Here is a 12,191-nt window from a genome sequence, read left to right as displayed (position 1 = left end):
AACGAATGAAATCAGCAGTCACGTTATGTCAGAAATCAATTTACCCGGCAGCACTCGAATTATTTTCTGTGGATCAGATCTTGATATTCACAATCTTCTTAATCCACAAAGCGCCCAGTACCTGTAATACGATTCCACCGGCAATCATTTTTCGCCCCAGTTCATCTGTAAACAGGAGCATCACGTAATCGGGGTTGAGATAGTAAACAGCAAAGAACAACGCGATCGGCAATGCCATCAGCACAACTCCACTGATACGACCTTCCCCGGTCAACGCCTGAACCTGCCCCATAATCTTGAAGCGTTGCCTGATGATATAACCGATTTTGTCCAGAATCTCAGCCAGGTCTCCCCCGGCCTGTCTCTGAATGACCACGGCAGTCACGAAAAACTTCAAATCGAGGTTGGGCATCCGCTTGAGCATGCTTTTCAGTGCCGCATCAATGGGAACACCCAGGTTCTGTTCTTCATACGCCAAGGCAAATTCGGTGGAAATCGGCGCCGGCATTTCCTGAACGACAACACTTAATCCTGAAGAAAGACTGTGACCGGAGCGCAAGGCACGCCCCACCAGTTCCAGTGCATCAGGCAGCTGTTGACCAAATTTTTTGAATCGTCGATTACGCTTGAATAACAGCCACATAAATGGAAGTACCCCGACTCCCAGAGCCGCGACAGGGCAGAAGGGAGCAGGGGCATTCGTAAACCAGGCGGCAGCAAAACCAATCGAACCGGCTACAGCAGTCATTAACAGAAAGGTATCTGCTTTGAATGGCGCTTCCGCCTGCTCAAGCAGCAGCTTGATATTTCCAAACTTCTCAAAGAAATGAGCCGCCTGAGAAGACAGGCTGTTCAAGCCTCCCTTTACAAATTCTTCTTTGAGTAATGAGGCCGACTCTTCCGTCGATTTCTTTTTACCGGTAATCACGGCCAGACGATCTTCCGCCTTGCTGGACGAAAAATCCTTGATGACGAAGATGACGGCCCCTGCAAAAGCCATCATTCCCAGAAATGCAGCGATGGAGATGATGAGTGTCTGATCCATCTCGGATTACCCTTATCGATTGAAAAGTCGTATATGTATCTTTTTTAAAACAGTTTTGAACTCAGCCCTGCAAAACACGATTGGCAAACAGATTCCCGGGCAGTCGAATTCCCGCTGCCTCCAGTCGATCCATAAATGCCGGTCGTACACCGGTCGCTTCAAAATGGCCGTAGGCTCTTCCGTCAGCATCAATGCCATCCTGAACGAACAGGAAAATATCCTGCATGATCACGGTATCCTGTTCCATATTCAGAACCTCTGTCACATGGGTGACCTTACGTGGCCCCCCCTGCAGTCGGTTCACCTGGATAATCAGATCCACGGCAGAAGCGAACTGTTGCCGCAACGCTTTGAGAGGCAGTTCCACGCCGCCCATCGTGATCATGGTTTCCAGACGGGAAACCGCATCGCGGGGAGAGTTGGCGTGGATTGTCGTTAATGAACCTTCGTGACCGGTATTCATCGCCTGTAACATGTCCAGCGATTCGCCGCCACGACATTCCCCGATGATAATCCGGTCCGGTCGCATACGTAAGGCGTTTTTCACCAGGTCAGTCGCCGTGATCGCTCCGCGGCCTTCAATATTGGGAGGCCGTGTTTCCAGACGTAAAATATGTTCCTGTTGCAATTGAAGTTCCGCCGCATCTTCAATCGTAATCACACGGTGATCACTTTGAATAAAACCCGATAATGTATTTAATAACGTGGTTTTACCGGAACCGGTACCACCACTGATGATGGTGTTGATGCGTGCTTTAATCGCCCCTTCCAGCAGCATGGCCACTTCCGGAGTAAACGCACCAAAACGCAACAGGTCTTCCAGTCCCAGCGGATTCGATCCGAATTTACGAATCGTCAATGAGGGGCCATCCAGAGCCAGGGGAGGGATGACGGCGTTCAAACGCGAGCCATCAGGCAGGCGGGCATCGACCAGCGGAGACGTTTCATCCACGCGTCGTCCCACTTTGGATACGATCCGGTCGAGGATCTGCAGCAAATGCTGATTATCGCGGAAGACAACATTGGAGCGTTCGATCCGGCCATTCTTTTCCACGAATACATGCTTGGGACCGTTGATCATGATATCTGCAATATCCTGATCTTTGAGCAGCAGTTCGAGAGGTCCGAACCCGAAGGTTTCGTCCAGAATCTCTTCGATCAACCGCTCCCGTTCGGAACGGTTCAACAGTGGATTTTCTGTATCGCATAAATGCTCGATGACCAGTCGAATTTCGCGGCGCAGGGAATCACCTTCCAGGTCACCCACACGTGACAAATCCAGTTTTTCAACCAGCTTGCCATGAATCAGCCGTTTCAGATCATCAAATGCCATATTGGGATCGGCGTGAGAAAAGCCAGTAGCTGCCATGTTATTCATAACTCCTTGAGGTTGTGTCTTTTATTTCCAAACCGGAATGTTCTGTCCGACATCGACATTCGTAACCACATCCGCTATTCAGGGAATGTGAGAGGTTTTTCAGTTTAAATTTAGTTCATAAAATGGCAGCAAGTCGTCTTTAGAATAAAATGTTGCAAAAAAGCAGCGTCTCCGCATCAGCCAAAGGCTGCGGTGTATAACGATTCTGACGATGATGACTTCTCTCAGTTCTCTGAGGATCAGGCCGGTTGATCTTATCACGATCCTGAGAGAGAATGACGTTGTCGAATTCATCTGCTTTTTTTCCCTGTGAGCTGGATTTTCGGGTGCCTGACAGCAGAAAATCAGATTCACCCTGCCCCCGACCTGTCGCGCTTCCATTACACGGCGGATAAGACTCCTGTCCGCATTACCGCTACCATCCTGAAAAGTAAAACATTGCTGCAATTATCAATAATTATTCCAGCTTATTGCGAAGCGGAAAATCTGAAGGTACTCATCCCGCGTGTGAACCAGGCGCTCACTGCTGCCAGTCTGGATGCGGAAATCATTGTGGTCGATGACAACAGCCCGGATGAAACCATCCCGGTGTGTGAGGCTCTCTCTGCAAGCTACCCTCTGCGTCTGATCACCCGGAAGCATGAACGGGGACGCGCTTCCGCCGTGCTGACAGGAATGGATGCCGCAACGGGGGAGTTGCTGCTGGTGATGGATGCAGACCTTTCGCATCCTCCTGAAAAGATCCCGGAACTGGTTTCCGCCCTCCACCAGCGACCGACTGACTTCGTAATCGGCAGCCGCTATATCGAGGGAGGCTCAACGGCAAAAAACGGGGGCTGGACTAGAAAATGGAAATCCCGGGTAGCGACCTGGTTATCCCGGCCTTTCACCAGTGCCCGTGACCCGCTGGCCGGATTTTTTGCCATCAGGCGGCAGAGTTTCCAGCAGGTTCGCGAAATCCTGAATCCCATCGGATATAAAATCGGGCTGGAACTCATCGTCAAATGCCGCTGTCAAAACGTGGTCGAAATTCCAGTCGATTTTACGGATCGCGTGACAGGAACCAGCAAGTTTTCATTGAAAGAACAGCTGCGCTTCCTGAAACATCTCAAACGCCTTTTCGATTTTAAATATCAGAACTATGCCTATTTCACCCAATTTGCACTGATCGGACTGACGGGTGTCTTCGTGAATCTGCAGATGCTGGCCCTGCTCTCGCACTGGATTATTTCCCCGCTCGCCGTGGCGCTGGCGATCTGGACCTCCATGAGCACCAACTTCCTGCTCAACCGGAACATCACCTTCTCTTATGCGAAGCATCAGCCAGTTCTGAAACAGTATCTGAGCTATTGTGGCAGTTGCCTGACAGGAGCCGTCTGTAACTGGTTGACGACGATGGTCCTCAGCCAGTCTTTTCCGTTCTTTGAGCAGCGGATTCTGCTGGCAGCATTTATTGGAATTCTGGTTGGCATGGGCTTCAATTTTCTGCTCTGCCGCTACCTGGTTTTCTCCAGACACGAACCAGAAGTGGAAGCCGCAACGACCGAGAAAGAACTCGGGCACATCGATTAAAAAGTAACTGTCCGGACCAGTGATTCGTTAACCCAGCCCTGTAGTCCTGTTACCCAGGTAAGTCGCCCTGCTGGGGAGGCTGACGTTTCTGCTGTTGAGCGACTTTTCTTTGAAACTGCTCAAAGGAATGCGTCAGTGAATCCAGCAGGCGGGGGATGTTGGGTGCTGCCAGATGGACGCGGGCAGAGACACAGGACCGGGGGAAAAACGTGGTGATGAAATCGAACGAAAATTCCGTCGCCGAATGACCGATCCGAACGGCATTCGCATAGGCACCGCAGAGCATTTCATCAGGCAGCTTCAATTCGTCATACAGCTCTTCTGCCGAAGGTGGTTTCTGGGCTGATTCTACGGGGCTGGATTTAGTTTCGGATGCTTCCGATGTTTTCGAAGTCTCCTCATTTCCTGGTTCCGGAGTTCTGGTCTCTCCGACCACTCCTGCCCCGCCCGCAGCGGCACCGGATACCGAATCCGCCACCGAAGAAGCAGATTGCTCTGATTCAGGGGTATCAATCCCCGCTCCCACATTAATGGATTCCGAAGAACCGGTCACCGCGGGAGGCAACGGTGTGGGGATGATGGGAGTTCCGAATCGATTTTCGTAATTGGTTAAATTATCGCGGAGCGCACGAATCATCTGGGGCACAACGCCGATCGGAAGCACAACCCGTGCGACCACCTGTTGCGGCGTGGAAATCCGTAACAGAAAATCGAGAATAAATTCATGTCCCCCCTGGAGCACAACGGCTCCGGTACTGAAAACACCACGCGAGACCCCTTCCGGCACCCGGGCACTCACCTGGGAATGCCTGATTTCCTGCGTATGACGCTCCGGGTTGAATTCGGGAGAATCTTCGTTGTTTCCTGCGGGTGTTGGATTATCACTCATGGCTACGGCTTCATTCTTTCAGGATTCTCTACGGTCTGGCGACTCAATCAGCATCATTTACAATAAACCATAGTAGGGTCTCAGACAACACACGGCAAACCAGACAGAGTATTTGAGTTTTTCAGCCCGGCTGATTTGACTATTGAATGGCCCTTAACTCGCGGGGAAGGGGGAATCGAACCGATTCCTTGCGGACAATCGCATTTTCAATTTCCGCCTGGTAATTCGTTTCCAGGAATTGAATCAGTTCTTCCACGACGACTTCGGGCGCACTGGCGCCTGCCGTGATCAGGACGGTTTCTGCCTGCTGCAACCACTCGGGTTGTACTTCTTCCACCCCGTCGACCAGATAGGCTGGCTTGCCCGCCGTTTTACCGATTTCCATCAAACGTTTGCTGTTGGAACTGTTCTGACTTCCCAGGACGAGTACCAGATCTACGCGAGACACCAGTTCCGAGACGGCCTCCTGACGGTTTGTGGTGGCATAACAGATATCTTCCTTTGGCGGACTTTCGATTTCAGGATATTTTTCCTTGAGACTGCGAATGACACGGCTCGCTTCTTCCACACTTAAGGTTGTCTGTGTCAGATACGCCAGCCGCGCACCTTCGGGAAACTCCAGAGCGGCAACTTCTTCCGGTGTCTCGATCAGGGTAATACTCTCGGGAGCTTCTCCCATGGTTCCAATAACTTCGTCGTGCCCTTCGTGGCCAATCAAAATAATATGGTACCCTGCATCGGCATATTTGATGGCTTCGGTATGCACCTTGGTGACCAGCGGACAAGTCGCATCAATCGTACGGATATTTCGTTCTCTGGCTTCATTACGAATCACGGGAGAGACGCCGTGGGCACTGAAGACCAGGATGGAATTTTCGGGAACTTCACTCACCGTATTGACGAAGGTCACGCCCTGTTCGGTAAACCGGTTCACGACATATTTATTATGCACGATCTCATGATAGACATAGACATTGCTGCCAAAGATACGAATGACTTCTTCCAGACATTCGATTGCCATATTTACGCCCGCACAAAAGCCACGCGGATTCGCCAGAATTACTTTCATTGATTTTGTTCCAGTATCACAGAAATGCGATTTCTTATTTCTGTAGAGAAGGCTCGTATCCGCTCTCTCTTCCAATGACAGGCAGAATGTCCCGTCTGAAATGAAGGGAAGCGTCAAAATTCGCTGAGGCAATCCTTTCTGACTGCCTCAGTTACTATTCTATGCTGATCATGAAGCGAAACCAGATACGGGAAGTCGATTTTTCGCACTTTCAACAAAGGAAACCCTGTTTTTGGCTGATTTCAGGCAAAAAACGAAGGGTTCACCAGCAGCTGAACGACGGCAGCGCGCAGCGACTCACCCTGGCGGATCTGTTCAGCAGATGACGATCCGAAAGGCGGGCTTATTCGACCGTCACACTTTTTGCCAGATTACGTGGTCGGTCGACATTACATCCACGCAGGACTGCAATATGGTAGGAAAGCAGTTGCAACGGAATTGCTGTGACAAGGGGCTGCAGAAAATCATCGACATCGGGAACATAAATGACATCGTCGGCGATATCGGCAATCTTGTCATCCCCTTCGCAGGCAATGGCAATAACGGGGCCTTTGCGTGCTTTGACCTCTTCCAGGTTACTCATGACCTTGGGATAAATCTGTCCGCGAGGTACAATAAACACACTGGGAGTCGCTTCATCCACGAGCGCAATCGGACCATGCTTCATTTCCGCAGCCGGATAGCCTTCCGCATGGATATAACTGATCTCCTTGAGCTTCAATGCCCCTTCCAGCGCACCGGGGAAATTATACAGTCGCCCCAGGTACAAAAAGTTATTGAAGTTACAGTACTTCATTGCAATGTCTTTCACCTGCTCATTGCATTCCAGACATTTGCGCACCTGATCGGGAATCTTATGCATGGCATCGATAATTCTGCGGCCGGCGGGATACGAGAGATGTCGCATCCGCCCCAGGAACAGAGCCAGTTGGATCAGAACCATCACCTGTGATGTGAATGCTTTGGTCGATGCGACTCCCACTTCCTGGCCGGCGTGCAGATAGATTCCGCCATCCGCTTCCCGGGCGATTGTCGATCCCACCACGTTGCAGATCGCCAGTGTCGGGTGACCTTTGCGTTTGCATTCGCGCATCGCTGCCAGCGTGTCTGCCGTTTCACCACTTTGGGTAATCGCAAAAATCATCGTACTGTTGGAAATGGGAGGATTGCGATAGCGTAATTCGCTCGCATATTCCACCTCGGTGGGAATCCGGGCAAACTCTTCCAGCAGATATTCACCGACGAGGCCGGAATGCCAGCTGGTTCCACAGGCCGTCAGCACGACGCGATCAATTTTTCGCAGCTGTTGCGCAGAGAGATTCAAGCCGCCAAATTTGGCAGTCGCCTCATCTTCATCCAGACGGCCGCGCATGGCGTTTTCCAGGGACTGGGGCTGCTCGAAAATTTCCTTCAGCATGTAATGTTCATAATCACCCAGTTCGGCATCGACACTCACCTGGTCCAGGGTCTGAATCGACAGTTTCTGCTGACCTTCATCGCGGTGAAAGATTTCGATCTCATCTCGCGTGATCACCGCCATTTCGTGATCGGAGAGGTAGATGACTTCGTCGGTATATCCAGCCAGGGGGGTGGCGTCACTGGCGATAAAATGTTCGCCTTTGCCGACACCAATCACCAGCGGACTTCCCAGTCGCGCAGCGATCATCACGTCCGGCAGATCCCGGAACATCACGACCAGGCCATAGGTCCCCTTGAGTTTGGTCAGGGTGATTTCCACTGCCTTTAAATAAGTGGCCAGTTCTTCTGGATCAGAACCAAACTTGATCTGTTCTTCCAGATGATGCGATAACAGATGCGCGACAGACTCGGTGTCAGTCGTCGTCCGAAACACGTACCCCAGTCCCTGCAACTGCTTACGCAGTGAAGTATAATTTTCGATCACCCCGTTATGGACAATGACAACATCGTCATTTCCCCCCACATGGGGATGCGAATTCTGATCGTTGGTTTCCCCATGCGTCGCCCAGCGGGTGTGACCGATCCCTGCAGTACCAGAAACCGGATTTGACTTATAGAGGGACGCCATCTCGAGGACGCGCCCTTTTTTCTTGCGGATCTGGATGGCAGACCCATCGTGGACCGCCACCCCGGCGCTGTCATAGCCACGATATTCCAGTTTCTGCAGACCTTTGATCAGAATCGGTCCGGCCTGGCGATGGCCGATATATCCAACTATTCCACACATGTTTCGCGCTCCATCGCTGGATGAGGGAAATTATATTGATTGAGGATCCGGTGCGCTCCCGCGACATGCTGGTAACCTGTCATCCTTGTTCAGGTTACCGGAATTTCGAATTGACGGGGGGCAGCGTTTGCGTCCTGAGATTACTTGCTGAGAATCAGTTTTTAGGTGCGGGAACATACCATAAGAATTGAATCTGAGTCAACCACGATTCCGCATGGATCATTTGATCACAGAGTCAGTATAAAATCATTAAAATGTGGTAATGCAGGCACTTACAGACAGGCTCCTCAATCAGGTTGCTCGACTTCCGTGGAAAACCGAACCCGTTCGGCTGCCAGCCGTGCGACGGCGAATGCACAGGCAGAATCGGAAATGGATCGATCAAATATCTCGGCAACATTCGTGACCTTTGCCTGAGCGAGCAGCGGATGGGATTGTACTATTTTTTTCGCGAGAAAGACTGAACTGCCGCTGATCAGAACTGTCTCGGGAACATGATCCATTCGGCTCAAAACCTGATCCAATGCCTCGGTGATCTGTGCCTGCTGTCGCGCCGCCAGCCAGACGGCAATCTCAATTGCTTCCTCTTCACTCAATTCTGTGATATCACAACAGACAGAACGGGCAATTCGGGCAAACGCATTCGCGCGCGTCGCTGGTCTCCCGTCTGCAGTGTCGATGTCCTCCGGGCTTTCTGGCAGTTCCTCAAGAAGAACATACAGATCTGCTGTGGTCGCAAAATATTCGGCTGCCAGGGGACAGCTCTGCCCGCGCAACGGCACGCGATTTTCCAGCATCGCCAGTGGCGTGCGACGTCCGCCGGTATAAACCAGTTCTCCCGAAAGCAGGCGTTCGACGTCCGTCACCCCTTCGGTAACCGGTAAGCCTTGCTGCAGTGGTATCAGATCGGTTGTCGTCGAACCGATATCAATCAACAGACCATGCTGATCAGGAATCATCCGGCCCAGCCAGGTTGCCAGGGCATGCCAGTTGGCAGCCGCCGCCAATAAAGGAAACTCCCGTGCGATATCGGGAGGCAGAAATTCTGCTCCGGTCTGCCAGACCAGCACCGGCACCCCGGGAACCGCCTGTTCGACGGCTGTCAGAATATGATCGACTCCGTCCGCCTTCGTCTGAAAACAGTCTGCCAGTTCCCCGGTCATCGTCACCGCGATCAGATCGGGACGCTGATAGGATGTCAGTAATTCCTGTAAAGCTGTCTGTAATAATTCGGGAGTTTTCCAGAGTTCAAACGCGATTGATCTCGCAGCGCCATCACTGTCTGCCGACTTGAGGTTCGCACCACCTATATCCAGGCCTATAACATACATGTTGGATTTCTCGATTAAAGTTGTGGATTTAGTGAGACTGTCCCATCAGGTTGAAAGCGGACCGTGACGCCTTCCTGCCATGTTATGCGGGGAAACTCTGTTTCCAGATTCATCATCCGCTCCGCCAGATTATCCTGCGTCAGTCGACGATAGCCTGTGTAACTGGTCGTCAGTCGCGGGTTGATTTCCACCAGCAGAGGTTCGTGAGGAGAGTCATCCGGTAAGAGAATATCAAAGCCCACGTACCCTGCAAGTCCCGGCAGTAAATCACACACACGATCCAACAGGTTATAAATGGATGGTAACATACTTTGATCGATGTCCGCCGGAATGCTGCCCCCCTGATACGCAAAACCCTGATCCCAGCTGATCTGCTGCTCCCCTACCGGAAAATAGTCCCGCTCTCCCGGCCTGATCAGCGCCACAGTAGAGAGCGGCTTTCCCTGCAGGAACGGCTGGAACAGATATTGCCCCTCTGCTGATGACAGCAGATTCCAACGATTTCGTAATTGTTTCTCATTTTCAAATGCTTCTAAACCGAGCCCCCCTGCTCCAAAACGATGTTTGATCAGACAGGGAAACGTGATCGCCGATCGAAGCAATTCTGCTGAAAGTAACCTGGTCGGAATCGTGGGCAGCGAGTGTTCCTGCATCATTTCAAATAACCGCCACTTGTCGGCGGTTAACTGAATCGTCGTTAGATCAGGGCCGGACACAACTGCGCCGTAATCCAAAGCCTGCTGCGTTCGCCGGGAGAGCAGTTCCTCAAACTCAGGTGCGATGATCAACACACAATCGGATGCCAGGCAGGCAGTCTTGAAGATCTCGCGCTCCTGTTCGGGAGTATCAACTCGAAATATCTGTAACCGTTCCGCCCGGATCGCCTGCTCCAGGAGAGGAAGTTTCAGTTCAACGTTCTGTTGCAGGCTCGTGATCACACGCATGTGTGGGAGTGCAAGCAGATCAGAAATGACCGCTTCCAGCATCGCAGTTCCTTCCCTGAATATGCCGGCTTCTGTATCGCTCAATTCACAGGCACCACTACAGAGATATTCCGATACAAAGATATTCACAGCCGATCCAGACATGTATGTATTACCGAAACAGGGTCAATGGAACCCGGATGTCCGTGTAAGAATCGATACAGTTGATTTCATTCTTACGATAATTAAAGCAGGTTCAGTCTAGAAACTCCCCGCTGCTTTGTTAATTGTTCTGGCCGCTCAACTCACTGTTTTTCATCTGTTTTTTGTAAGGCTCCGGTTTCAGCCCGGCTGAACTGATTCTGTCAGATGGACGGGCCGACTGACTGTTCGAATTGATCGTGTCAACCCGACTCGGAATTCGCTTATTAACGTCCCGGTTCAATACAGATTCGCGCGGTTACTATTTTATTTTTCTATCATTTCTCTCCCTGTTGCACTCAAGTTTTCGTGATAAACTTTCAGTGTACCGTTTTGTTTTTTACGACAGGATTTTTCCATGCCGGGTAGCAGAATACGGCCCTCATCAGGAATCGTATCAGCCATGCTGCTGCTGTTGACACTCTCGACAGCGGCCTGCTCTACCCTTGCGCCCAGTCAACGTTCTTCCTGGAAACTGACTGATCCGCCAACACTGGACCCTCAGAACCAGCCATTGAACAGTCCTGTCCCCCAGGCGGCTCCCCAGTCACGTGAAACCCAGCGTGTCAACCCCCAGACGGATCCAGGCGCAATCCCCCGGACCACTCCCCAGACCATCCCACAAAGGCAGCCCGGCGTACCGCAGCCTCGGGAAGATCTGTTTGCAGTACCGGAATCGCTGAATCAAAATCAGCCTCCTCAACTGCGAAACCTGCCCGATCAGGACATGACTCGTCCCCAACTGAATGCGCCGGACCTGCAAAGCAGATCGCAGCCGGATACGATCATCCAACAGCCAACAGGGCCGAGGATGACGGCACCTGCGACCGCGGGACCGCTGGAGATGACCGTTGATGTGATCCCCAAACGCCAGCTGGGAAGCGGGGCGACATTTTATCTGATCATCAAGAATACGAGTGATCGTTCCGTCAGGAATGTGCTGCTGGAATGCGAATTTGACGCGGCCCTGATGTTCCCGGGGCGTCGCGAAAAGAAAATCGGACAACGGCTGGGCACACTGCAGCCTGGCGAATCCAAAGAAATCTCACTGACACTCTTTAGTGATGTCCTGGGCAGTCACTGCTGCCGATTCCGGGCACTCGCTGATGGGAATGAACTGGTCTGGAAATCGGTCTGTGTTGAATATGAAAAGAAACAGCTGGATCTGTCAGTACTCGGCCCCTCTTCTCGAACGATCGGCAGTCGGGCGGAATACATCGTGAAACTTTCCAATGTTGCTGACGTCGATTTGAATAACATCCAGGTCGCTGTCACTTACGATTCCGCTTTGATCCCGCGGGAAGCATCCATTGGTTCCACGCGGGAAACGGATCAGTTGACATGGTCTCTGGATACGATTCGTGTCGGACAGGGAGTGCAACTGCAGGTCGAATTCGACTGCGAAGTCGCCGCCGAACATGCCTGCATGCGCGTGAATGTCACCAGCCCGGATTTACCCAACGAACAGGTCTCGGCCTGTCTCAAAGTCACACCCGCGCAGGGCGTGCTGGATGTGCAGGTCCGCGATACCAAAGACCCCATCACCCGCGGCGAAGAGACGGTTTATGAAATCAGCA

General features: G+C 51.8%; 10 protein-coding genes. 2 read left to right on the top strand and 8 right to left on the bottom strand.

Annotated features, from left to right (window positions below; genetic code table 11):
- Positions 1–73 precede the first annotated feature (73 nt).
- Positions 74–1,045: a type II secretion system F family protein gene (locus AACZ40_RS15595; protein ID WP_291173198.1), complete on the bottom strand. Its 972-nt coding sequence runs from the start codon at positions 1,043–1,045 to the stop codon at positions 74–76.
- A gap of 61 nt (positions 1,046–1,106) precedes the next feature.
- Positions 1,107–2,414 (bottom strand): CpaF family protein, encoded by a 1,308-nt coding sequence (locus AACZ40_RS15590; protein WP_291173195.1) that lies wholly within the window; start codon positions 2,412–2,414, stop codon positions 1,107–1,109.
- Positions 2,415–2,732: 318 nt separating this feature from the next.
- On the opposite strand from AACZ40_RS15590, the gene AACZ40_RS15585 reads away from it, so the two are divergent.
- A complete protein-coding gene (locus tag AACZ40_RS15585) occupies positions 2,733–3,995 on the top strand; it encodes a glycosyltransferase family 2 protein (protein ID WP_291173192.1) in 1,263 nt (420 codons plus the stop codon).
- A gap of 49 nt (positions 3,996–4,044) precedes the next feature.
- On the opposite strand, the gene AACZ40_RS15580 is transcribed toward AACZ40_RS15585, so the two are convergent.
- The 6 genes from AACZ40_RS15580 to AACZ40_RS15555 form a co-directional block, all read right to left on the bottom strand.
- On the bottom strand, positions 4,045–4,884 hold the full coding sequence (locus AACZ40_RS15580; RefSeq protein WP_291173189.1) for a DUF3467 domain-containing protein: 840 nt from the start codon (positions 4,882–4,884) through the stop codon (positions 4,045–4,047).
- Between the two features lie 139 nt (positions 4,885–5,023).
- A complete protein-coding gene (gene ispH / locus AACZ40_RS15575) occupies positions 5,024–5,953 on the bottom strand; it encodes a 4-hydroxy-3-methylbut-2-enyl diphosphate reductase (RefSeq protein ID WP_291173186.1) in 930 nt (309 codons plus the stop codon).
- Between the two features lie 343 nt (positions 5,954–6,296).
- On the bottom strand, positions 6,297–8,159 hold the full coding sequence (gene glmS, locus AACZ40_RS15570; protein ID WP_291173183.1) for a glutamine--fructose-6-phosphate transaminase (isomerizing): 1,863 nt from the start codon (positions 8,157–8,159) through the stop codon (positions 6,297–6,299).
- A 287-nt stretch (positions 8,160–8,446) separates the two neighbouring features.
- Complete coding sequence (locus tag AACZ40_RS15565; protein WP_291173179.1) at positions 8,447–9,490, bottom strand: hydantoinase/oxoprolinase family protein; 1,044 nt, start codon at positions 9,488–9,490, stop codon at positions 8,447–8,449.
- A 14-nt stretch (positions 9,491–9,504) separates the two neighbouring features.
- Positions 9,505–10,563 (bottom strand): ATP-grasp domain-containing protein, encoded by a 1,059-nt coding sequence (locus AACZ40_RS15560; RefSeq protein WP_291173176.1) that lies wholly within the window; start codon positions 10,561–10,563, stop codon positions 9,505–9,507.
- Between the two features lie 318 nt (positions 10,564–10,881).
- Positions 10,882–11,019 (bottom strand): hypothetical protein, encoded by a 138-nt coding sequence (locus AACZ40_RS15555; RefSeq protein WP_291173173.1) that lies wholly within the window; start codon positions 11,017–11,019, stop codon positions 10,882–10,884.
- On the opposite strand from AACZ40_RS15555, the gene AACZ40_RS15550 reads away from it, so the two are divergent.
- Positions 11,018–12,191, top strand: a 1,174-nt coding sequence (locus AACZ40_RS15550) for a hypothetical protein (RefSeq protein ID WP_339674936.1), incomplete at its 3' end; no start/stop codon positions are given. The genes AACZ40_RS15555 and AACZ40_RS15550 overlap by 2 nt on opposite strands.

The sequence above is a fragment of the uncultured Gimesia sp. genome, from assembly GCF_963972345.1.
GTDB lineage: Bacteria > Planctomycetota > Planctomycetia > Planctomycetales > Planctomycetaceae > Gimesia.
The sequence above is the reverse complement of the archived record's forward strand: the minus strand, read 5'-3'. Positions and strand labels throughout refer to the sequence as shown.

What these genes read in the sequence shown, in the direction of transcription:
- AACZ40_RS15555 (WP_291173173.1), bottom strand. Translation starts at nt 11,019, where the DNA reads ATGGCTGATACGATTCCTGATGAGGGCCGTATTCTGCTACCCGGCATG.
- AACZ40_RS15590 (WP_291173195.1), bottom strand. Translation starts at nt 2,414, where the DNA reads ATGGCAGCTACTGGCTTTTCTCACGCCGATCCCAATATGGCATTTGAT.
- AACZ40_RS15580 (WP_291173189.1), bottom strand. Translation starts at nt 4,884, where the DNA reads ATGAGTGATAATCCAACACCCGCAGGAAACAACGAAGATTCTCCCGAA.
- ispH (WP_291173186.1), bottom strand. Translation starts at nt 5,953, where the DNA reads ATGAAAGTAATTCTGGCGAATCCGCGTGGCTTTTGTGCGGGCGTAAAT.
- AACZ40_RS15595 (WP_291173198.1), bottom strand. Translation starts at nt 1,045, where the DNA reads ATGGATCAGACACTCATCATCTCCATCGCTGCATTTCTGGGAATGATG.
- AACZ40_RS15565 (WP_291173179.1), bottom strand. Translation starts at nt 9,490, where the DNA reads ATGTATGTTATAGGCCTGGATATAGGTGGTGCGAACCTCAAGTCGGCA.
- glmS (WP_291173183.1), bottom strand. Translation starts at nt 8,159, where the DNA reads ATGTGTGGAATAGTTGGATATATCGGCCATCGCCAGGCCGGACCGATT.